Genomic DNA, 23,020 nt, shown 5'->3' on the forward strand with positions numbered 1-23,020 from the left:
GGGATGGGGTTTTTTTATTGCAAACCGATTACGATATGGAGAAAGGAAGAGATATCATGAGAAAAGTGGATGTCAAAGAACGCGCCCGCGAGCGGGAGCTTCGCGTGTTAGCGAAATGGAATCAGGAGCATACGTTTAAGAAATCAATCGAACAGCGCGATGGCAAACCGAACTTCGTATTTTATGAAGGACCGCCTACGGCAAACGGTGCGCCTCACATTGGACACGTGCTTGGACGCGTAATTAAAGATTTCATTTGCCGCTATAAGACGATGGCTGGCTACCGTGTCGTGCGCAAGGCTGGCTGGGATACGCACGGACTGCCTGTCGAGCTTGGCGTGGAGAAGCAGTTGGGTATTTCCGGCAAGCAAGAAATCGAGAACTATGGCGTGGAAGCGTTCGTCAAGAAATGTAAAAACAGCGTCTTCGAATATGAGAAGCAGTGGCGCGAGCTGACCGAAGCGATCGGCTATTGGACGAACCTTGACGATCCTTACATTACGCTCGATAACAACTATATTGAGAGCGTATGGCACATTTTGTCCACGATCCACAATAAAGGGCTCTTGTATCGCGGCCACCGGGTCAGCCCGTATTGCCCATGCTGCCAGACGACGCTGAGCTCGCATGAAGTGGCCCAAGGATATGAAACGGTCAAGGATCTGTCCGCAACCGTAAAGTTCAAATTGCATGATACCGGTGAATACGTGCTGGCTTGGACGACCACGCCTTGGACGCTGCCGGCGCACACTGCGCTGGCGATGAACCCGGATATGGACTATGTACGAGTGCAGCAGGACGATGGCGTCTATATTGTTGCCAAGAACTTGGCAGAAGACGTGATGAATGGACCATATACCATTCTGTCCGAGCATAAAGGCTCCGAATTCATCGGCAAAACGTATGATGCGCCATTTATGTTCATCAAGCCGGAGAAAGGACATCTCATCGTGTCCGCAAGCTTCGTAACGGATTCAAGCGGTACGGGGATCGTCCATATGGCCCCGGCTCACGGGGAAGATGACTATAAGTGCTGCCGCGAGAACGGAATTAGCTTTATCAGCGTTGTCAACACGCAAGGACGCTACACGGATGAAGTAAGCGACTTCGCAGGCCGGTTCGTGAAAGATTGCGACATCGACATCGTGAAGACGTTGTCTGAGCGGGGAACATTGTACAGCAAAGAAAAATACGAGCACAGCTACCCATTCTGCTGGCGCTGCAAAACACCGCTTCTCTATTATGCGACCGAATCGTGGTTCATTAAGACGACAGCGGTTAAAGATCAATTAATTGAAAACAACAACAAGGTTGACTGGTATCCATCCCATATTCGCGAGGGGCGCTTCGGCAACTTTTTGGAAGATCTCGTCGATTGGAACATCAGCCGCAATCGCTACTGGGGGACGCCGCTAAACGTGTGGGTGTGCAGCTCCTGCAAAGGCGAGTATGCGCCGCACAGCCATCAAGATTTGCGTGAGCGCTCGACCGTGCCGATTGCGCCAGACTTGGAGCTCCATAAGCCATATGTGGACGAAGTGAAGCTTCGTTGTCCTCATTGCGATCACGGCGAGATGGAACGCACCTCAGAAGTCATTGACGTCTGGTTTGACAGCGGATCGATGCCATTTGCGCAGCATCATCATCCATTCGGCGATGAGAAGAACTTCAATGAGCAATATCCGGCAGATATCATTTGCGAGGGAATCGACCAAACTCGCGGCTGGTTCTTCAGCTTGCTCGCTGTCTCGACATTGTACAACGGCAAAGCGCCGTATAAGGCGGTCATTGCGACCGGACATATTTTGGATGAGAACGGGCAAAAGATGTCCAAATCCAAAGGCAACGTCATCGATCCTTGGGAAATCATCAACGAGTATGGCACCGACGCCTTCCGTTGGGCTTTGTTATCTGACAGCGCGCCATGGAACTCCAAGCGGTTCTCGAAGCAGATTGTAGCCGAGGCGAAATCCAAAGTGATCGATACGCTCGTAAATACGCACGCTTTCTATGCGTTGTACGCGACTATCGACCAGTATGATCCGCAGGCGTATGAGGAGCGTCCCTCTGCCAACAAGCTGGATCGGTGGATTCTGTCCCGCCTCCATACGTTAATGGCCACGGTAAGCAAAGGGCTGCAAGCGAACGATTTCTTGAATCCGGCGAAGGCGATCGAAGTATACGTAGACGAGTTGAGCAACTGGTATATCCGCCGCTCACGCGATCGCTTCTGGGGCAGCGAGATGACGGAAGACAAACTGTCGGCGTATCAGACGCTCCGCACGGTGCTGATAACCCTGGCGAAGATGATTGCGCCATACGCTCCGATGGTAGCCGAAGATATCTACACAAATCTGGGCGGCGAGTGCCAAAGCGTTCATTTAGCCGAATATCCCCAAGCCGATACGGCTATGGTGGATGCAGAGCTGGAGCGTGACATGGAGACAGCGCGCCAAATCGTTGAGCTTGCGCGCAACGTCCGCAACGAAACGAGCATCAAGACACGCCAACCGCTGTCCGAGCTCATTATTTCCATGGATCGCCAGTTCGATCTGGCTGGCTATGAAGAGGTGATTAAGGACGAAATCAATGTGAAGGATATCCGCATTGAGACGAGCGATAATGGCTTTGTTGATTTCGCCTTGAAGCTGAACCTGAAAGTGGCGGGGAAAAAATACGGGAAGAATGTCGGGCCGATGCAAGCCCGCTTGAAAGCAATGACTGCCGCAGAGACGCGCGAAATCGTCGAGCGAGGTGAATGGAGCTTCACCAGCGCCGATGGCGAGACTTTGGTCGTTACAAGTGAGGAGCTGCTCATTGAGAAGCAGGCGAAGGCTGGCTTTGCATCCGCGTCCGGTTATCAGATGACGGTTGCGCTCAATACGGACATTACGCCGGAGCTTGAACAGGAAGGCTGGGTGCGTGAAGTCGTCCGTGGTATCCAAGATACGCGCAAAAAGCTTGATTTGCCAATTGAGAAACGCGTTGACATCGTATTGGATGTCGATGACGAGTTGAAGGCGGCCATTCAAACATTCGAATCGACGTTGCGCGACAATGTGCTTGTCGCTACCTTATCATTCGGTGCGGTCGATGCCATGGAGACGATCGATCTGGGCCAGAAGACAATCCGCGTGCATATCGCTTAAAGAAACACTTCGTTGCGGCAAGGGAATGAGCATTACTTCCAAGGGAACAATAATGGCAAACGCCGCTTGCAGCACATAAATAGGAAAGGAGAGCGTTGACCTTGCAGGACACTTATCCAGCATCAGGTCGCGCTCTTTTCCATTACGGTACAGTGAAGTCTGTTCTAGGCAGCGATAAAGCGTAAACCAAAACATTTTGTAAGGCGATAAAAAACTCACCGTTTGGTCTTAGTGAGGGAGGCATGACAATGTCAGGACAAAGACAAAATAACGATAAGAAGGAACAGGAACAACAAAAAAAAGAGACCATCACCATCGAATTCCCGGCTGCAATTCCCGGCAATGATGAAGAAGAACGGAAAATGATGAAGACGATACATGACTATACCTTCCGCATGGCGCAACAAATGGAGAAGTCCCGTATTTACGAATATACGGAACTTCAGTTGAATCCCCGCCGATTAATATGGGTTAACCTTATGGGAGGCATGGCGCGGGGGGTTGGGATTGCAATTGGATTCTCCATTTTTACGGCCATTATTGTATATATATTGCAATATCTTGGGGCGCTGAATTTACCTATCATCGGTGATTTCATTGCAGATATTGTGCGCATCGTTCAGCGTCAGCTGGACACGAAGTTCTATTAAAGCGGTTGAAGCGCCATGATTAGTGCAAATCCGGGTCTGCGTAGTCAGTCAGATCGATATGCTCATCTTCTTCGAGCAAAGGAATTCCTTCACCATTTTCCATGTATTGTCTATACTGGCGATTGCGGACGATAGATACATGACGGCCTGTAATATCTGTAGCGACGAAGCTTTCGAACGCTTCAACGCCGCCATCCAATTCTTCGGATGCTTCGATTACCAGGTCATCATAGCCGTCCGCATCGCGTTCCTCGTGCAGCGCTGGAGAATCCGACGTGCCCCAGGCTTCAACGATCTGCCATGCATCTTCGCCGTCGAAGCCATTCTGAGTATCCAACTCGTCCAGGCTGGTGCGGCCGAAGGGAGGAGCCAAAAATTCCTCTTCCACCGGACGCCGATCCGATACAAAGGTCTCCGGGCAATGCGGAGCGCAATACATTGTCGAAGGAACCGCTTCAAGCCGCTCGTAAGGAATATGTTCACCGCATACGACGCAAATGCCGTACGTCCCTTTTTGCATCATGCCCAATGCGGTGTCAATTCGTTCAAGCAATATTTCATCATGTTCATTCAGCGCGATGTCTTTGCCGCGCTCATACATTTCCGTCGCCATATCGGCGGGGTGGTTATCATTGGTTGAGAGCTCGCCAGTGTTTTCGCGCAATGATTGGGACAGGCCATAATGATCTCCTTGCTTCAAGCGCCGTTCGAGGCTTGCCTTCGACTCGATTAAGTTTTGCCGTAAGCTTGCTAATTGGTCTGCAGTCAATTGAGGCATCGTTCGCAAGACTCCTTTCGGGTTGACGTAACGCTTACGTATAGATTGTGCGTTTTAGGCAAAAAACTTCGTGGTAAATGAAACAGAGGCTGGGTTGGATTGGACGCCATTTTTCAACCTGTGATACAATGAGCGGGGCAGTAATTAAGCAAGAAATACATACAAAATGAGGTGACAATCGCCCGTGTGGTACTATATCATCGCTCTAATCGTTTTTTTGATTGATCAGGGCACAAAGTGGATAATCGCTACAAAGTTGGAATTATATGAACAAATTTCAGTAATCGGTAATTTCTTTCTCATTACTTCTCATCGCAATACAGGCGCCGCATTCAGCATTCTGGAAAATCAACGGTGGTTTTTTGTTATCGTGACGATAATCGTCGTATCAGGGATCATTTGGTATATGCAAAAGATTAAACATCAACAAGGCGTCATCTTGCCGTTGGGACTCAGTCTCATCTTAGGGGGAGCAGTCGGCAATTTCCTTGACCGCCTTCTGACGGGAGAGGTTGTCGATTTTCTGCAATTCAACTTCGGTTCCTACACCTTTCCAATCTTTAATATTGCGGATACCGGGATTTGTGTCGGAGTCGGCTTCGTTCTGCTTGATGCTTTGCTGACGGTAAAGCATGAAAAGGAGCTGGAGAAGACGAAGGGGCAAGACAACCCCGAGGCTAACAATCAATAAAGCCATAAAGCAGACATTTACGATGCGTGTTCAAAAAGGACAGATTTCTGAACAGCTATATAAGGAAGGATAATTGCAATGAGCAAGCATTTACAACATGACGCAGGTCAGGCCGACAGTGAAGAGCGGGAGGTTTTCATATGGACGGTTCAGGCTGAGCATGCTAAGGAACGGATCGATAAATATATAACCGACTCCATAGAAGAAGACGTATCGCGCTCCCAAGTGCAGCTGTGGATCCGCGATCGGGCCATTCAAGTGAACGGGCAAGCGGTAAAGCCGAATTATAAAGTACTCGAAGGCGATATGATTGAGCTGAAGATGCCTGATCCGGCTCCCGTCGATATTATAGCGGAACCGATTCCGCTCGATATTTATTATGAGGATGCCGATGTCGTCGTCATTAACAAACCGCGCGGCATGGTCGTGCATCCCGCTCCGGGACACACTTCAGGCACGGTCGTCAATGCGCTTATGTACCACTGCAAAGACTTGTCGGGCATTAACGGCGAGCTGCGGCCGGGCATTGTGCACCGGATTGATAAAGATACTTCAGGTCTGCTGATGGCGGCGAAGAACGATCGCGCGCATGTTCATCTTGCGGCCCAATTGAAAGAGCACTCGGTCATGCGCAAATATATGGCATTGGTGCACGGCAACGTTCCGCACGATCAAGGCACAATCGACGCTCCGATTGGACGTGACTCTTATGATCGCAAAATGTACACGGTAACGGAGCGCAACAGCAAGCATGCGGTGACGCACTTTAAAGTGCTGGAGCGATTTGGAGATGCGACATTGGTTGAACTTCAGCTAGAGACGGGACGTACGCATCAAATACGCGTCCATATGAAGTTTATCGGGCATCCGCTCGTAGGCGATCCGATGTACAGCCGAGGTACCCGGGGCTTATCGATGGATGGTCAGGCACTGCATGCGGCTACGCTCGGATTTGTGCATCCGACATCCGGCGAGACGCTTGAATTTTCAGCCCCGCTGCCGGAAGATATGGAGCTGCTGCTGCAATCCATTCGCAATAGATAGGTAAATTCATGCAAACCATCCTTCACTTAAATCAGTATATATTAGAATGATGTGGACAGCTGTCGTGTAATTAATGCAAATTGTTAAATGAATGATCCATTCCTTTCAATGACCGATTCCAGCATAGTAGTAGTGCAAGTTCAAATTCAGCCCGCTGCTGGGTGACTTTTGAACATCAGCTTATAGCATTAAGCACAAGCTTGAACGATTCATTGAGAGAAGGAGCTGCATTACAGTGACAATACAACGTTATCAGGACACATTCATTCAACAGAACTTTGCCGAACGCATTGGCGGAGCGAATTATGGCAAAGACACGAATATTTATAAATTCGAGAAAATTAAACGTGCCAAAGCGGCTGCAAAGCAAGCACAACCTCATGTGGAGCTAATTGACATGGGGGTAGGCGAGCCGGATGAGATGGCCGATGCCGGCATTGTGGCGAAGCTGGCTGAAGAAGCGGCAAAGCCGGAGAATCGCGGCTATGCCGATAACGGGATTGCTGAATTTAAAAGAGCGGCAGCCGACTATTTGCGCCAAGTATTCGGGGTGCATGACATTGATCCGGACACGGAAGTGCTTCACTCCATTGGGACGAAGCCTGCGCTGGCTATGCTTCCGTCCTGCTTCATCAATCCGGGAGACGTGACCATTATGACGGTTCCGGGATATCCGGTTATGGGTACGCATACCAAGTATTTAGGTGGAGAAGTGTATAACATTCCGCTGACGAAGGAACAACAATTTCTGCCCGATTTAGAACGGATTCCGCAAGACATATGCCGCCGTGCCAAGCTGCTTTATTTGAACTATCCGAACAATCCGACTGGTGCGGCGGCAACGGTTGAATTTTTCGAGAAAGCGATCGCGTGGGCAAAACAGCATGAAGTCATTATCGTTCATGATGCTCCCTATGCCGCATTAACGTTCGATGGGGCCAAGCCTTTCAGCTTCCTTAGCGTTCCTGGCGCAAGAGATGTGGGGGTGGAGCTTCACTCCCTGTCGAAATCTTATAACATGACGGGCTGGCGCATTGGATTTATTGCGGGTAACCCGCTTATCGTCAAAGCATTCGGCGATGTGAAGGACAACAACGATTCGGGGCAGTTTATCGCCATTCAGAAAGCTGCGGCATATGGGCTTTCGCATCCGGAAATTACCGAAGCGATTGCGAACAAATATTCACGCCGTCACGACATGCTCGTATCAGCATTGAACGAAGCGGGATTCCGTGCCGAGAAGCCAAAAGGCTCTTTCTTCTTATACGTGGAGGCGCCAAAAGCGATTAAGAACGGTCCCGAGTTTGCAACGGGAGAAGATTTCTCCCAGTACCTGATCCGGGAAAAGCTGATTTCCACGGTTCCTTGGGATGACGCGGGCAAATTTATTCGGTTCTCGGTTACGTTTGAAGCCGATGGCGAAGCGGACGAGCGCCGTGTCATTGCGGAGCTGAAGCGCAGACTGACAGATGTGGAATATATTTTTTGATTGGCTCTGCTTGACAGGATGCAGGTGAAGTGGGATAATTCTGTTAAATGAATATTGAACCTTTAATTCAGTCCCGAGAGGCTGGCAAGGTAACGCTCATTGCGAGAAAGGACTCGTGAAGGGTGAAGGTCTTCTAGTGCAATCACTAACTACCAGAGAGTGGAAAGTGATTGGAACTGCTGCAAGGTCTTCTTATGCCCTAGTCACGTTGTGCCCTTTCGCGCTCACTGATGAAGCATACAACTCCTTGCCTGCGGGCAAGGAGTTTTTTTGTGCGCGTAACCGAGAACACTTAACGAGGTTGCTAAGAAGTGAATCACGCGCTTAAAAAATGGCCTTGGTTGACATGGGTCTGATAACGGAAGGAGTAATCACCCAAATGAGTACGGCAGACTTCAACATTATTATGGATGAAGCGGGGATTCGGCGTGCGCTTACCCGGATTGCCCACGAAATACTTGAACGCAACAAAGGAATTGACAATTGCGTGCTGGTCGGAATTCGAACGAGAGGCATTTACATTGCGCGGCGAATCGCGGAACGAATCCAGCTCATCGAGAATACGAGCATACAGGTCGTAGAGCTTGACATTACGGGTTATCGGGATGACAAGAAAAAAGAGGAGCGGGAGATGGCAGCCATAAGCGAACCTTTCCCGATACAAGATACAAAAGTGATTTTATGCGATGACGTGCTGTACACCGGCCGCACGATTCGAGCGGCGATGGACGCCCTCATGGACCAAGGACGGCCGCAAATGATACAGCTGGCGGTTCTGGCGGACCGGGGACATCGGGAACTGCCGATACGGCCGGATTATGTAGGCAAGAACGTGCCGACCTCGCGTACGGAAGAAATCGAAGTGGCGCTTACAGAAATCGATGGCATCGATGAAGTGAAAATCGTACACCACAGGGGGCAGCAGCAATGACAATGGTACAAATGGAACGTGCGGTGAAGGAGCGCAGCTTGCTCGGACTCAAGGAGCTTGGCATGCAGGAGATTGAATCGATTCTGGATCGCGCCGCTTACTGGGAGCAGCAGCCCATCAAGGTGAACGATGTTCTTCGGCACAAATTCGTTGCAAATATGTTCTTCGAGAACAGCACTCGCACCCGCTGTTCGTTCGAAGTGGCCGAGAAGCGGCTTGGTGCAGAAGTGATTAACTTCACGGCTGCGGCTTCCAGCGTAGAGAAGGGCGAATCCATCTATGACACGGTTCGCACGCTGGAATCGATGGGGATGGATGCAGGAGTGATTCGCCTAAAGCCGGTAGGTCTCTTGGAACAAATTGCGGAGCGCGTCAAAATGCCACTCGTCAATGCAGGGGACGGCATCAATGAGCACCCGACCCAGGCTTTACTCGATATGTATACGATGAGAAAGCAATTCGGGCAGCTGAACGGCCTTAACGTAGCGATAGTCGGAGATGTCGAGCACAGCCGCGTTGCACGCTCCAATCTATGGGCGCTGCGCAAGTTCGGGGCACGGGTAAGCTTCTGCGCTCCGGACAATATGCGCACACACGATGTGGATGTGCCATATGTCACCATGAATGAGGCGCTGCAAGCCGATGTCGTCATGATGCTGCGAGTTCAATTGGAACGTCATGAATCGAATATGCTGAGCTCGGCGGAGCAATACAGGGCCGCTTACGGGCTAACACTTGAACGCGTTGCACGAATGAAATCTCACGCCATCATTATGCATCCCGCGCCGGTTAACCGCAACGTTGAAATTGACGACAGTGTCGTCGAGTGTGAACAGGCCCGTATCTTCGACCAAATGGCGAATGGTGTGCCGGTGCGAATGGCGGTTATGGAACGGGCCATGGCTTAATTATAGAAAGAGTTAATTATCCGATAGAGAACGGAACAGCACGCACGATGAGAGGAGAAATAATCGATGCTAGTTATAACAAACGCAACGGTGCTTGCCAATGAAGGGGAAATGAAATCCGCGCACATTTGGATAGAGGATGGGGTCATCAGCAGGTTGACGGATACGAAGGAGCCGATTCCCGCACATGCTGAAGTTCGTGATGCAGCAGGAAACTTCGTATCGCCGGGATTTATCGACATGCACGTCCACCTGCGCGAGCCGGGATTTGAACATAAAGAAACGATTGCGACGGGAACGCGTTCGGCGGCGAAGGGCGGATTCACCACTATCGCCTGCATGCCGAATACGCGACCGGTTACCGATACTCCGGAAACGGTGCAGCTCATATTGGATAAGGCTGAACAGGAAGGTATCGTAAAGGTTCTGCCTTACGGTTCCATTACGAAGAATGAGCTCGGAAGAGAACTGACGGATTTCGTGGCGCTGAAGCAAGCCGGTGTAATCGGCTTCACGGATGACGGTGTCGGCGTGCAAAACGCCCAGATGATGAAGGATGCGATGAAGTGGGCCAAAGAGCTCGACATGCCGGTCATTGCGCATTGCGAGGATGATTCGCTGGTCAAAGGGGCGGCGGTGACAGACGGTGAGTTCGCCCGCAAGCACGGATTGAAGGGAATTCCGAACGAGTCTGAGGCGATTCATGTGGGGCGCGATATTTTGCTCTCCGAAGCGACAGGCGTGCATTACCATGTGTGTCACGTCAGCACGGAGCAGTCCATTCGACTTATCCGCCAAGCGAAGCAGTTCGGCATTCGGGTTACAGCCGAGGTATGCCCGCACCATCTGCTTCTGTCTGATGAAGACATTCCGGGAATGGACGCAAATTGGAAGATGAATCCGCCGCTGCGCACACCGCGGGACGTTGCGGCATGCATCGAAGCGCTCGAAGACGGAACTATCGATATAGTCGTAACCGACCACGCTCCGCACAGTGAAGAAGAGAAGGCGAAAGGAATGGACTTGGCTCCATTCGGCATCGTAGGATTGGAGACTGCGTTCCCGCTGTTGTATACGAAATTCGTCGCTACGGGCAAATGGCCGCTCGGCTTGTTGGTGAAGCGGATGACGGCAGACCCGGCCAATATCTTCGGGTTACCGACAGGCCGCTTGGAGGAAGGCGCACCGGCAGACATAACGGTCATTGATTTGGAGACCGAACATGAAGTGGACCCGAGCGCCTTTCTAACGAAGGGCCGCAACACGCCGTTTACCGGTTGGAAGCTGAAAGGCTGGCCGGTGATGACGCTGGTGGACGGTCGGGTCGTCTGGAGCAAGTAACCTGGAGCATGCACGGATGGAACGGAACAGACATAGATGTGCCCGGACAGCTTGAATGAATTGTCCGGCAAGGACAAGAGACAGAGAGAGCGAGGAGTGACGAACATGCAAGCAAGATTGATGTTGGAAGACGGAACCCTATTTACAGGCGCTGCATTCGGGGCGGATGGTGAATCTGCCGGAGAGGTCGTATTCAATACGGGAATTACAGGTTATCAAGAGGTGCTGTCCGACCCGTCTTACTGCGGTCAAATCGTGACGATGACATACCCGCTCATCGGCAACTATGGCATTACGCGCGACGATTTCGAAGCGATTCGCCCTTACGTGCATGGCTTTGTCGTGCGCCGTCACGAAGTGACGCCCAGCAACTGGCGCGCGGAGTATACGGTGGACCGCCTGTTGAAAGAATACGGCATCGTCGGCATTAGCGGCATCGACACACGCATGTTGACGCGCAAGCTGCGCCATTTCGGAACGATGAAGGGGATTCTGACCACAGGCAGCCAGCCCGTTGATGAGCTGAAAGAAATGCTTGGCGTCACTGAACTGATGCGTGACCAGGTGGCTCGCACATCGACGATCCAATTGTTCTCCAGTCCTGGCGACAAAGAACGGATTGTACTGGTTGACTTCGGAGCGAAGAGCGGCATTTTGCGCGAATTAACGAAGCGCGGCTGCGATGTTGTCGTCGTGCCGCACGACACGACGGCAGAAGAGATTCGCCGCCTCCGTCCGGATGGCATCCAATTGTCGAACGGGCCTGGGGATCCGAAAGATGTGCCCCATGCCGTGAACATGATTCAGGAGCTGCTCGGAGAGATTCCCATCTTCGGCATCTGCTTGGGCCATCAGCTCTTCGCGCTCGCTTGCGGCGCGGATACGGGCAAGCTGAAGTTCGGTCACCGCGGCGGCAACCATCCGGTTAAAGAATTGGCCACGAACCGCTGCTACATTACTTCTCAGAACCATGGCTATACGGTAGTGGAAGAGTCGATTCAAGGCACGGACTTGGTCGTCACGCACATCAACAACAACGATAAGACAATCGAAGGCTTGAAGCATGCGAACGCGCCTGCGTTCTCGGTGCAATACCATCCGGAGGCGGCTCCGGGGCCGTATGACAATAGCTATCTGTTCGATGATTTTATAGAAATGATTCGCGAGCACAAACGCAATCAACCGCAAATTTCGCGCCAAGCGGAACTCGTAGCACAGCTGAAAGGGGAACTATAATATGCCTAAAAACAAAGACCTCAAGAAAATTCTTGTCATCGGTTCGGGTCCGATTGTCATCGGTCAGGCAGCGGAATTCGACTATGCGGGAACGCAAGCCTGTGAAGCATTGAAAGAAGAAGGCATGGAAGTTGTTCTCATTAACAGCAATCCCGCTACGATTATGACAGATACGAACATGGCGGATAAGGTGTACATCGAACCGATTACGCTCGATTTCGTCACGCAAATTATCCGTCAAGAGCGTCCGGACGGCTTGTTGCCGACTCTGGGCGGCCAGACTGGCTTGAACATGGCGGTGGAATTAGCGCGCGCCGGCGTGTTGGAGCGGGAAAATGTGCGCTTGCTCGGAACGCAGCTTGATGCAATCGAGCGTGCGGAAGACCGCGACTTGTTCCGTGAGCTTATGCGCGAGCTGGAGCAGCCGGTACCGGAGAGCACGATTGTGAATTCGGTGCAGGAGGCCGTTGATTTTGCGAATGAGATTGGCTATCCGATTATCGTTCGTCCGGCGTACACGCTTGGCGGTACGGGCGGCGGGATTTGCGACAATGAAGAGGAACTGCTTGAGACGGTAGCGTCCGGTATCCGCTATAGCCCGATTGGACAATGCTTGATTGAGAAGAGTATCGCCGGTATGAAAGAAGTGGAATACGAAGTGATGCGCGATGCCAATGACAACTGCATCGTCGTGTGCAACATGGAAAACTTCGACCCGGTTGGTGTCCATACAGGTGACAGCATTGTCGTCGCGCCAAGCCAAACGCTGTCCGACCGCGAGTACCAAATGCTGCGCTCGGCATCGCTTAAAATCATTCGCGCCTTGAATATTGAAGGCGGATGTAACGTGCAGTTCGCGCTTGACCCGTTCAGCTATCAATATTATGTCATCGAAGTGAACCCGCGCGTAAGCCGTTCGTCGGCTCTCGCATCGAAAGCGACGGGCTATCCGATTGCGAAGATGGCGGCAAAAATTGCGATTGGCTACACGCTCGACGAAATTGTGAACCCGGTAACGGGGCAAACATATGCCTGCTTCGAGCCGACGCTCGACTACATCGTATCGAAGATACCGCGTTGGCCGTTCGATAAATTTACGCAAGCGAACCGCAAGCTCGGTACGCAGATGAAAGCGACCGGCGAAGTGATGGCGATCGGACGCACGTTTGAAGAATCCATGCACAAAGCGATTCGTTCGCTTGAAATCGGCACGCACCGCCTGTACTTGAAAGGCACGGAGCTGCTTGACGAAGATACGCTGCAAGCGCGCTTGAAGGCGCCGGATGACGAGCGCTTGTTCCTGCTCGCCGAAGCGTATCGCCGCGGCTACACGCTGCAGCAGCTGCAAGACTTGACGAAGATCGATTGGTGGTTCCTCGATAAGATTGAGGCTATGGTCCAATTCGAAAACGTCATTCGCGCTGACGAGACTCTACCGGCAGAGACGCTCTATGAGGCCAAGCGCATGGGCTTCACCGACCGGGCCATTGCGGAGCTGCGCAGTGAAGCGCATCCGGGCGGCGGGTGCACGAAGGAAGAAGAAGTGCGCCGCTTCCGCAAACAGCAAGGCTTTAATCCGGTATATAAAATGGTTGATACATGTGCGGCGGAATTCGAAGCGACGACGCCATACTACTACTCGACTTACGAGACCGAAAATGAAGTGATTGAATCCGCCAAAGAAAAAGTCATCGTGCTTGGCTCCGGGCCAATCCGCATCGGTCAAGGCATTGAATTCGATTACTCCACCGTGCATGCGGTATGGGCGATTCAGGACGCCGGTTACGAAGCGGTCATCATCAACAACAACCCGGAAACGGTATCGACCGACTTCAATACTTCCGACCGCTTGTACTTCGAGCCGCTCTTCTTCGAAGACGTCATGAACGTTATCGAGCAGGAGAAGCCGATTGGCGTCATCGTGCAATTCGGTGGACAGACGGCCATCAACTTGGCAGCGCCGCTTGCCAAGGAGGGCGTGCGCATTCTGGGCTCGAGCCTGGAAAGCATCGATGAGGCGGAAGACCGCAAAAAGTTCGAAGCGCTGCTGTCCCGTCTGGACATCGCGCAGCCGAAGGGCAGTACGGTTACCTCGGTCGACGAAGCGGTAGGTACCGCACAAGGTCTTGGCTATCCGGTGCTCGTACGCCCATCCTACGTCCTCGGCGGGCGCGCGATGGAAATTGTGTACTCGGATAACGAGCTCTTGAATTATATGGAGCAGGCCGTAAAAATCAATCCGGAGCATCCGGTTCTGATTGACCGCTACATGCTGGGAAAAGAAGTGGAAGTCGACGCGATTTGCGATGGCGAAACGGTGCTTATTCCAGGCATTATGGAACACGTCGAACGCGCTGGCGTTCACTCCGGCGACTCGATTGCGGTCTATCCGCCGCAGCATCTGTCGGCTGAATTGAAGCAGCAGGTCGTCGACATTACGATTCGGATTGCGAAAGAATTGAACACGGTCGGACTTATAAACATCCAGTTCGTCATCTATAAAGAACAAGTGTACGTTATCGAGGTGAACCCGCGTTCCTCCCGTACGGTGCCGTTCTTGAGCAAAGTTACGAACATTCCGATGGCGAATGTTGCAACAAAGCTTATTTTGGGAGCCAAGCTGTCTGAGCTGGGGTATCAAGAAGGCTTGTGGCCGGAAGATGACCATGTATCGGTAAAAGTGCCGGTGTTCTCCTTCGCGAAGCTGCGCCGTGTCGAGCCGACGCTCGGACCGGAGATGAAATCGACGGGCGAAGTCATGGGGCGTGACGTTCAATATGCGAAAGCTCTCTACAAAGGCCTTATCGGGTCGGGCATGAAAATCCCGGCGACGGGCGCCATTATATGCACGGTAGCGGATAAGGACAAGGAAGAAGCGGCCGAGCTTATGCGCGGCTTCGTCAATCTAGGCTACAAAATCATTGCCACGGGCGGTACGGCTACGGCGCTGGAAGACGCGGGCCTTATCGTCACGCGGGTGAAAAAGCTGACCGAGGGTTCTCCGAATATTTTGGACCTGATTCGCAACGGCGAAGCTCACTTTGTCGTCAATACGCTCACGAAGGGCAAGACGCCGGAACGCGACGGTTTCCGCATCCGCCGCGAAGCGGTAGAGAACGGCGTCGTCTGCATGACTTCGCTTGATACCGTACGCGCGCTGCTCGGCATGCTGGAGCAGATTAATTTCTCCTCCCGTCCGATGCCTGCTTTCCACAACCATAGTTAAGCGGAGCTATAAAGCATAGCACAATCGCATAGAGGGTAAGCGGGGAGGCCTTCCGGCCTCCCTGGATTGTGAATATGTGCCTCAATCCGGCAGTACGGACCGGTTTACTTACTATCGCGTATTCAATAACGGACTTTGAACAACCGCTTCAAATGGAAAGGCAGAGTGATATCAACGATGAATCAACACATAAATGCGGCTGACGCAGCCGGACGGATAATGGTAGCGCTCGACTACCCGCATGCGGAGGCAGCCAGGCAGCTAATCAAGGAGCTTGCAGGCATTCCATGCTACATGAAGGTGGGGATGCAGCTTTTTTACGCGGCAGGTCCGGCATTTGTCCGTGAATTGAAGGATTGCGGCTATAAAGTGTTTCTCGACGTCAAAATGCATGATATTCCGAACACGGTCAAGGGGGGAGCAAACAGCGTGACGAAGCTGGGCGCCGACATGTTCAACGTTCATGCCGCCGGCGGCGCGAGCATGATGAGAGCGGCAATGGAAGGCGTGCAAGCGGCTTTGGCGGAAGACGCATCGCTGCAGAGGCCCGTCGTCATTGCCGTTACCCAGCTGACGAGCACGAATCAGCTGGTAATGAACGATGAGATCGGCATCCCCGGTGCGGTGGAGGAAGCGGTCGTGCGCTATGCGAAGCTGACGCAGGAAGCGGGGCTTGCTGGAGTAGTCGCTTCACCGCAGGAAGTGACGCGCATCAAGGCGGCTTGCGGCGCCGGGTTCAAGACGGTTACGCCGGGCATCAGGCCCGCAGGAAGCGAGAAGGGCGACCAATCCCGCGTCATGACTCCGCGCGAAGCGTTCGCTTGCGGCACGGATTACATTGTGGTCGGGCGTCCCATTACGGCTGCGCCGAACCCGCGCGCAGCATTGGAATCAATCTTAGAGGAGCTGTTGAACTCATGACAACGACAAACCTGGAACGAACGATTGCAAGCCATTTATTGAATATTCAAGCGGTGGCATTGCGTCCGCAAGAGCCGTTCACTTGGACTTCCGGCATTAAATCGCCGATTTACTGCGACAACCGCTTGACGATGTCCTATCCGGACATTCGCGCCGCGATTGCGGAAGGCTTCGCCTCCTTGGTCAAGGAATACGCGTCCGATGCAGAGGTCATTGCGGGGACGGCTACGGCTGGCATACCGCATGCGGCATGGGTGGCAGACAAGCTTGGATTGCCAATGGCATACATTCGCGACAAAGCGAAGGGACACGGGAAGCAAAATCAAATTGAAGGCATAATCCGCCCCGGACAAAAAGTCGTCGTCATCGAAGATTTGATTTCAACGGGCGGCAGCTCGCTGAAGGCTGCGCTTGCGGTCAAGGAAGCCGGAGCCGAACCGCTTGCGGTATTTGCCATCTTCAGCTACCAGCTGGACAAAGCCGTATCGGCTTTTGCGGAAGCAGGCATACCGCTTCGCACCTTGTCCAATTATTCGGCGCTGATCGATACGGCGCTGGAGCTCGGCGTCATCCAAGCCTCTGATTTGGATGTGTTGAAGGCTTGGCGCCGTGATCCTGCCAGCTGGATCAACTAGGTTGACACCGTGGAAAGACCTGATCGAGTACGCGATCAGGTCTTTTTGTCATTATTAAGGAAAGTTTAAGCTTTTGAAGCGCAAAAGCGAAATCAGCCTTTTTTATGGTATAAAAACGGCCTCTACACGCCAGCGATCATCGCTGAAGGCCTCCATAGAGGTTTTTTTGCATGGAAATGTTGCGTAGGCCAAGATGAAATAAAGCTCGATTTCTGAAATTTGGTAAATTTATTGTAGTAAAACTGGAAAAAGCGTTACAAACTTTGTAACTTTTCATATCATTCAATCGTTTATACTTTAGGAGAGTTTGACGTCATGTCCGAGAGAAAGGGGCAAGGAAACGACAATGAAGTGGCTTCGCAAACGGAAACAAACAGCTTCTGAAGAGGCGACCCCGGTTCTCGCGGCGAACGAGCAAAAGAAGAAGCAAAATGCGCAAGACGAGGCGGAATACATAGAAGATAACGGACAATCTGCAGTTTGGCCCGCGCGCGCAGTTCCTGTCGTGACAGATGAGCTTCTGCTGGACGTTCGCGGCGTGGAACGAACTTTTCAAGTCGGAAGCGAGAAGTTGCATGTGCTGAAGGGAATCGACATGGCCGTACGTCCGGGTCAATTGGTGATGTTAAAAGGCCGCTCAGGTTCAGGGAAGACGACGCTCTTGAACATGTTGGGCGGACTTGATCTGCCTACAAAAGGCGATATTTTGTTCCGTGGAGATTCATTATCGTCATGGAGCGACAATAAACGCACCGTTACCCGGCGCAACGATATCGGGTTTATTTTTCAGGCTTTTGCCTTAATGCCGCTCTTATCCGCATACGAAAATGTAGAGCTCTCGCTGCGCATGGCCAACATTCCCCGCCATTTATGGAAAGCGCGTGTACAGCACTGCTTGGAAATGGTCGGTCTCGGCAAGCGGATGAAGCACCGTCCGTACGAGATGTCCGGCGGGGAACAACAGCGCGTTGCGATCGCGAAGGCTATTGCTCATAAGCCGTTATTGCTGTTGGCCGACGAGCCGACGGCGGAACTGGATTCTCAGATGGGTGCTCAGGTCATGGGAGTATTCCGACAAATTTTACGCACTGAAAACATTGCAATTTGCATGACAACCCACGATCCTACAATTTTGGAGGTTGCTGATCATGTTTATGAAATGGTCGACGGAAAATTCATCTCCTGACACAGGAGCATTACGGAAACGAAACTGGCGCCGCGCCGTGCTGGCGCTCATGTGCGGCACGCTGCTGCTCACATCGGCATGCTCGCTGCTGCCGGACGAGGCGGAAGAGGAAGTGCTTCCGAGCATTACGCCGCCCACGATTTCGAAGAAGCCGGAGTATGAGGTCATTAAGAAACCTTGGATCAATCAGTCTGCCGGGTCAGGCAAAATTATGTCCGAACAGGAAGAAACCTTATTCTTTACTTTGGATGGCAAGCCGATCAAGGAAATTCTTGTCAAGAACGGCGATGCGGTAAAAGCCGGTCAATCGATAGCTCTGCTCGATGTGGATGATATGCAGAAGGATTTGCGCCAGAAGCGTCTTGCGCTGCGCAAGGATGAAGTCGAATTGAAGGGCACGCTGCGCCAGAAGGACGAAATGGATCCAGTTCAATTCGAAGAGGCGCAAATTTTATATGAAGAGAAACGCCAAGCGATTGCCGATTTGGAGGCCGATATTGCGAAAGGCACGATAACGGCTCCGTTTGAAGGAACGATTGTGTCTGTTGCTGCGAAGAAGGGGGCGAACTCGAAGAAATACGATCCGGTTGCGACGATTGCGAACACGTCCCGCCTGATGGTGGCGGCCAAATTGTCGAAGGACGACTTGAAGAAAGTGGCGCCTGGCATGGAAGTGGAAGTCAGCATCAATACGGTCAGCAAATCGTTGAAAGGGAAAGTGAAGGCCCTACCTGTGGCGACGAGTGAGAATAGTGGCGGCGGGCAAGGGAATGAACCCGATCAAGACAGCCTGGACAAATATTTGACCGTCGAACTGCTTGAAAAGCTGCCGGCGAGCGTGACGCGCGGAACGCCGCTCAGCATTTCGGTCATTACGGAACGCCGGAAAGACGTTACCGTCATTCCGCTGGCCGCCCTGCGCACGATCGGTTCGCGCACCTACGTGCAAGTCGTTGACGAGAAAGGCAAGCGGGAAGTCGATGTCGAGGTGGGAGCGCAAGGGTCGACAGAGGTTGAGATTAAAGCCGGGCTTGAACCGGGGCAGAAAGTAGTGGGTAGATAATGGGCATGCCTATGATGCGATTTCTGTTCCGCAAAATGTGGAATACCCGCTGGCTTACGTTCAGCACGCTGGCGGGCCTTATCGTTGCAGTGTCCTTTACGGTCAGCATTCCGATGTACTCGGACGGAGCGTTGAAGCGCGTTGTCACGAAAACGCTGCAGGAGAACGGAGGAGGCTTGCCGGCAGGTTCCATGCTCATGCGTTATCAAGCTGCGGGCGGAGGAAAGACCGATCTGAATGCGCTCAACGAAGTGGACCGCTACATTCGAGATGACGTAACGGCCGAGATCGGGTTCCCGACAGATGTATTCGTCAATACGCGCAGCTTGAAAGCGACGGAGGTGTATCCGGTCGATCCGACGAAGGTGGATGCCAGCCGCGTCCGCACGATGACGCTTAGTTCGTTGACCGGCTTGGATGAGCGGGTCGAATGGTCGCTCGGCAAGCCGTATGAGGATGGAGAGACGAACGGAATGCTGCAGGTCGTTATGCTTGAGGAAGCGATGTACCGCAACGACCTTCACATCGGCGATGAACTGGAATACACGGTACACGGGGAAGCACGTCAGACGCTCATATTGAAGATTGTCGGCACGTTCCAGCCGAAAGAACCGACAAGCGCTTATTGGTATCAAGGGTTGGAAAGCATGATGAACACGTTCTATGTTACTCCCGATACTTTTAACAAGGTGCTGTTGGAACAAAAAAACGCTCCGCTGCAGGTGTCGAGCTGGTATTATGCTTTTGATTTGCGCCAGATTCAGACGAGTCAATTGAATCCGCTCGAGCGGACGCTGGATAGGCTCGGCATCGAGCTGTATCAGAAGCTGAAAGGCACACAACTTGAGCTGTCTTTTGCAAAAGTGTTGAATGAGTTCCGCAGTCAAAGCATACAACTGCAAATGATGCTGTTTACGTTGGCTGCGCCGATGATTGCGATGGTGTTCTATTATATTGCGATGAACGCGAGCCAAGCGCTGGAGAAGCAGCAAAGCGACATTGCCGTGCTGCGCAGCCGCGGCGCGAGCACGCGGCAAATTATATGGTTGTTTTTGCTGGAGGGCTTGCTTCTAGGCGCGGTCGCCTTGGCCATAGGGCCGTTTTTTGGTTGGTTCATGGCCAAATCGATCGGCTCGGCGAACGGGTTCTTGGAGTTCGTCAACCGGAAATCGATTCCGGTCGGCTTCACGACCGATGCTGTCATGTTCGGAGTCGCAGCGGTCGTTATCGCATTGATGGCAAGCGTCATTCCGGCTATTATATTCGCCCGCTCGTCCATTGTTAATTTGAAACAGAAGATGGCCCGTTCGGATCGCCGTCCCGTATGGCAGCGCTGGTTCCTTGACGTGCTGTTGCTTGCAGTCGCCGGTTATGGCTATTACATGTTGAATCAACAGCAGCTGCTGTCCTTCAAGACGGGGATGAGTTCCGATCAACTGCAAGTGCAGCCGTTTCTATTCTTCGTTCCGGCGCTTGCGATATTTGCGGCCGGCCTGTTCTTCTTGCGGCTGTTTCCGCTCATTTTGCGGCTTGTCCAATGGATTGGCGGGAAGCTGCTTCCAGTGCCGCTTTATTTGACCTTGACGCAGTTGTCACGTTCTGCCAAATCGTACTATCCGCTCATGATTTTGCTCATACTGACGCTCGGTTTAGGCGTGTATAACGCTTCGGCCGCGCGTACGATTGATACGAATTCAACCGAACGGACGCTTTACAAACATGGCGCCGATGTCATCATTAAAGCCGTATGGGACAGCACGCAGGAAGTGGACCGCAGCGCTAACAGCAATAACAACAATAATAATAACAATAACGGCGGTGGCGGAAAGCCGGGACCGGGTCCGGGAGGCGGCAATCAACGGCCGAAGCCAGGCCGCGATATTTATAACGAACCGCCGTTCGAGCCATTCAAGCGGATGCCTGGCGTGGAAACTGCCACGCGTGTATTGAAGGAGAAAGGCAATATCATCGTGTCCGGCAAATCTATCGGGACGGGAAACATCATGGGGATTGACAATGTCGACTTCGCCAAGGTTGCCTGGTTCCGCAACGATCTCTTTCCGGCGCATCCGTACCGGTATTTGGATGCTCTCGGCAAATATTACGAGTCAGGTGTCATCATACCGACTAATGTCGCGAAGAAATATCAACTGAAGCAAGGGGATGTTATCTCCGCTTCGATACGGGATCAGATGGTCGAATTCGTCGTCGTGGCGATTTTGCCGTACTGGCCGAGTCTGTACCCGGACGAGGCGCCGTTCTTTATTGCGAATTTGGACTATATTTATGATCAGGTTCCGATCTTTCCGTATGAAGTCTGGATCAAGATGCAGGATAAAGCGCTGCTGGCGCCGGTCGTGACCGGATTGCAGAAGGAAGGCATTGAAATTTATGATATCCAGGACGTGCGCAGCGAGCTTGCGACACAAAGCAAGCATCCGACGCGCGGCGGGGTATTCGGCATACTCAGTATGGGATTCTTGGTCTCTATAGCCATTTCTTTAACCGGATATTTGTTGTATTGGTTCTTCAACCTCTCAAGGCGTGTCGTTCAATTCGGCATACTGCGAGCGATGGGATTGTCACGCAAGCAGCTTACGGGGATGCTGCTGTTGGAGCAATTGTTCACGGCCGGCCTGTCGATTGTGCTCGGTATCGTCCTAGGGAAGCTGGCCAGCCGCTTGTTCCTGCCGTTCCTGCAGTCTGCGGAGAGCGCGAAGCAGCAAGTTCCGCCGTTCCGCATCGTCTTTGAGGCGAAGGACACCCTTCAGCTGTATATCGTAGTAGGTGTCATGGTAGTGACGGGGGCGACGCTCCTGCTGATGCATATTCGCCGCCTGCGCGTCCATCAAGCCGTGAAGATGGGAGAGGAGCGTTAAGCCGTGATACATTGTGAAGGCCTCGTTAAAATTTATAAAACCGAAGATATTGAAGTAGTGGCCCTGCAAGGCTTGAATTTATCCGTGAAGCAAGGCGAACTGATGGCCATCATCGGGAACAGCGGCAGCGGGAAATCAACCTTGCTCAACATCCTTGGCGGATTGGATCGTCCGTCCGCCGGGGCAGTCCGGGTAGGGAAGTGGGATCTGCTCAAGATTACCGAAGAGCAGTTGGTTGAATATAAGCGCGATACGGTAGGGTTCATCTGGCAGAACAATGCCCGCAACCTGCTTCCTTATTTGACCGCGCTCGAAAATGTGGAAGTGCCAATGATGCTGTCCGGCAAGCTGGATCGCAAATATGCAAAAGAGCTGCTTGAATGGGTTGGACTCGGGCATCGCATGAACAACAAGCTGCATCAGCTGTCTGGAGGGGAGCAGCAGCGGGTCGCCATCGCGATCTCGCTCTCGAACCGGCCGCAGCTGCTGCTGGCCGACGAACCGACAGGCTCCGTGGATACGCAGACGTCTGACATGATTATGAACATATTCCGGCGGATGAGCTCAGAGCTCGGGGTCACGGTCGTCATTGTAACGCATGATCTATCGTTGGCAGGCAAGGTGGACCGTGTCGTCGCGATTCGAGACGGTCTGACCAGTACAGAATTCATTAAACGCAATCCGAACTTGAATGCGGACGGCGGTGAGGCGGAGCAATCCGGCGGACACGGGCTGCAGGAACTGCATGAGGCTTATGTCGTAGTCGACCGCGTAGGTCGTTTGCAGGTGCCGAAGGAATATTTGGAAGCTCTTCACATCCAAGACAAGGCTTCTATGGAATTAGACGGAGACAAAATTATTATCCGCACACCGAAAGAGTTGGAGGGGTAAAC

At 52.4% G+C, this 23,020-nt stretch carries 17 protein-coding genes; 16 read left to right on the top strand and 1 reads right to left on the bottom strand.

All coding sequences use genetic code 11. From position 1 onward, the window contains the following. The first annotated feature begins 56 nt into the window (after positions 1–56). Together ileS and JSQ80_RS19625 are read left to right on the top strand one after the other, a co-directional pair. The gene (gene ileS / locus JSQ80_RS19620; RefSeq protein ID WP_206096402.1) at positions 57–3,149 is read left to right on the top strand and encodes an isoleucine--tRNA ligase; all 3,093 of its coding nucleotides are present in this window, start codon (positions 57–59) and stop codon (positions 3,147–3,149) included. A gap of 248 nt (positions 3,150–3,397) precedes the next feature. Beyond that, a complete protein-coding gene (locus tag JSQ80_RS19625) occupies positions 3,398–3,799 on the top strand; it encodes a DUF5665 domain-containing protein (RefSeq protein WP_411829088.1) in 402 nt (133 codons plus the stop codon). Positions 3,800–3,818: 19 nt separating this feature from the next. Here the strand turns inward: JSQ80_RS19625 and JSQ80_RS19630 are convergent, their stop codons facing one another. Next, on the bottom strand, positions 3,819–4,577 hold the full coding sequence (locus tag JSQ80_RS19630; protein ID WP_087432649.1) for a TraR/DksA C4-type zinc finger protein: 759 nt from the start codon (positions 4,575–4,577) through the stop codon (positions 3,819–3,821). A gap of 184 nt (positions 4,578–4,761) precedes the next feature. Here JSQ80_RS19630 and lspA point away from each other — a divergent pair, with 184 nt between their 5' ends. The 14 genes from lspA to JSQ80_RS19700 all read left to right on the top strand — a co-directional run bounded on the left by lspA (position 4,762) and on the right by JSQ80_RS19700 (position 23,018). Beyond that, entirely contained in the window at positions 4,762–5,268 is a 507-nt protein-coding gene (gene lspA / locus JSQ80_RS19635; protein WP_206096403.1) for a signal peptidase II, read from the top strand. Between the two features lie 78 nt (positions 5,269–5,346). Beyond that, complete coding sequence (locus JSQ80_RS19640) at positions 5,347–6,312, top strand: RluA family pseudouridine synthase (RefSeq protein WP_206096404.1); 966 nt, start codon at positions 5,347–5,349, stop codon at positions 6,310–6,312. 235 nt (positions 6,313–6,547) lie between these two features. Then, entirely contained in the window at positions 6,548–7,801 is a 1,254-nt protein-coding gene (locus JSQ80_RS19645; RefSeq protein ID WP_206096405.1) for an LL-diaminopimelate aminotransferase, read from the top strand. Between the two features lie 379 nt (positions 7,802–8,180). Further along, complete coding sequence (gene pyrR, locus JSQ80_RS19650) at positions 8,181–8,732, top strand: bifunctional pyr operon transcriptional regulator/uracil phosphoribosyltransferase PyrR (RefSeq protein ID WP_087433061.1); 552 nt, start codon at positions 8,181–8,183, stop codon at positions 8,730–8,732. Next, the gene (locus JSQ80_RS19655; RefSeq protein ID WP_206096406.1) at positions 8,729–9,640 is read left to right on the top strand and encodes an aspartate carbamoyltransferase catalytic subunit; all 912 of its coding nucleotides are present in this window, start codon (positions 8,729–8,731) and stop codon (positions 9,638–9,640) included. The genes pyrR and JSQ80_RS19655 overlap by 4 nt, the downstream gene beginning before the upstream one ends. A 66-nt stretch (positions 9,641–9,706) precedes the next feature. After that, positions 9,707–10,981: a dihydroorotase gene (locus JSQ80_RS19660; protein WP_206096407.1), complete on the top strand. Its 1,275-nt coding sequence runs from the start codon at positions 9,707–9,709 to the stop codon at positions 10,979–10,981. Positions 10,982–11,086: 105 nt separating this feature from the next. Next, on the top strand, positions 11,087–12,217 hold the full coding sequence (gene carA / locus JSQ80_RS19665; RefSeq protein ID WP_206096408.1) for a glutamine-hydrolyzing carbamoyl-phosphate synthase small subunit: 1,131 nt from the start codon (positions 11,087–11,089) through the stop codon (positions 12,215–12,217). A 1-nt stretch (position 12,218) separates the two neighbouring features. Further along, positions 12,219–15,443 (top strand): carbamoyl-phosphate synthase large subunit, encoded by a 3,225-nt coding sequence (gene carB, locus JSQ80_RS19670; protein WP_206096409.1) that lies wholly within the window; start codon positions 12,219–12,221, stop codon positions 15,441–15,443. A gap of 177 nt (positions 15,444–15,620) precedes the next feature. After that, positions 15,621–16,364 (top strand): orotidine-5'-phosphate decarboxylase, encoded by a 744-nt coding sequence (pyrF, locus tag JSQ80_RS19675; RefSeq protein WP_206096410.1) that lies wholly within the window; start codon positions 15,621–15,623, stop codon positions 16,362–16,364. Further along, positions 16,361–16,999, top strand: coding sequence for an orotate phosphoribosyltransferase (pyrE, locus tag JSQ80_RS19680; RefSeq protein ID WP_240463730.1), 639 nt, complete (start codon positions 16,361–16,363; stop codon positions 16,997–16,999). The genes pyrF and pyrE overlap by 4 nt, the downstream gene beginning before the upstream one ends. A gap of 346 nt (positions 17,000–17,345) precedes the next feature. Beyond that, a complete protein-coding gene (locus tag JSQ80_RS19685) occupies positions 17,346–18,185 on the top strand; it encodes an ABC transporter ATP-binding protein (protein ID WP_087432658.1) in 840 nt (279 codons plus the stop codon). Continuing rightward, on the top strand, positions 18,148–19,248 hold the full coding sequence (locus JSQ80_RS19690) for an efflux RND transporter periplasmic adaptor subunit (RefSeq protein ID WP_206096411.1): 1,101 nt from the start codon (positions 18,148–18,150) through the stop codon (positions 19,246–19,248). The genes JSQ80_RS19685 and JSQ80_RS19690 overlap by 38 nt, the downstream gene beginning before the upstream one ends. Further along, positions 19,248–22,127 (top strand): ABC transporter permease, encoded by a 2,880-nt coding sequence (locus JSQ80_RS19695; RefSeq protein ID WP_206096412.1) that lies wholly within the window; start codon positions 19,248–19,250, stop codon positions 22,125–22,127. The genes JSQ80_RS19690 and JSQ80_RS19695 overlap by 1 nt, the downstream gene beginning before the upstream one ends. A 3-nt stretch (positions 22,128–22,130) precedes the next feature. Beyond that, positions 22,131–23,018, top strand: a complete 888-nt coding sequence (locus tag JSQ80_RS19700; RefSeq protein WP_087432661.1) for an ABC transporter ATP-binding protein — start codon at positions 22,131–22,133, stop codon at positions 23,016–23,018. Positions 23,019–23,020 lie beyond the last annotated feature (2 nt).

It is taken from the genome of Paenibacillus apiarius (assembly GCF_017052585.1).
Classification (GTDB): domain Bacteria; phylum Bacillota; class Bacilli; order Paenibacillales; family Paenibacillaceae; genus Paenibacillus_B; species Paenibacillus_B apiarius.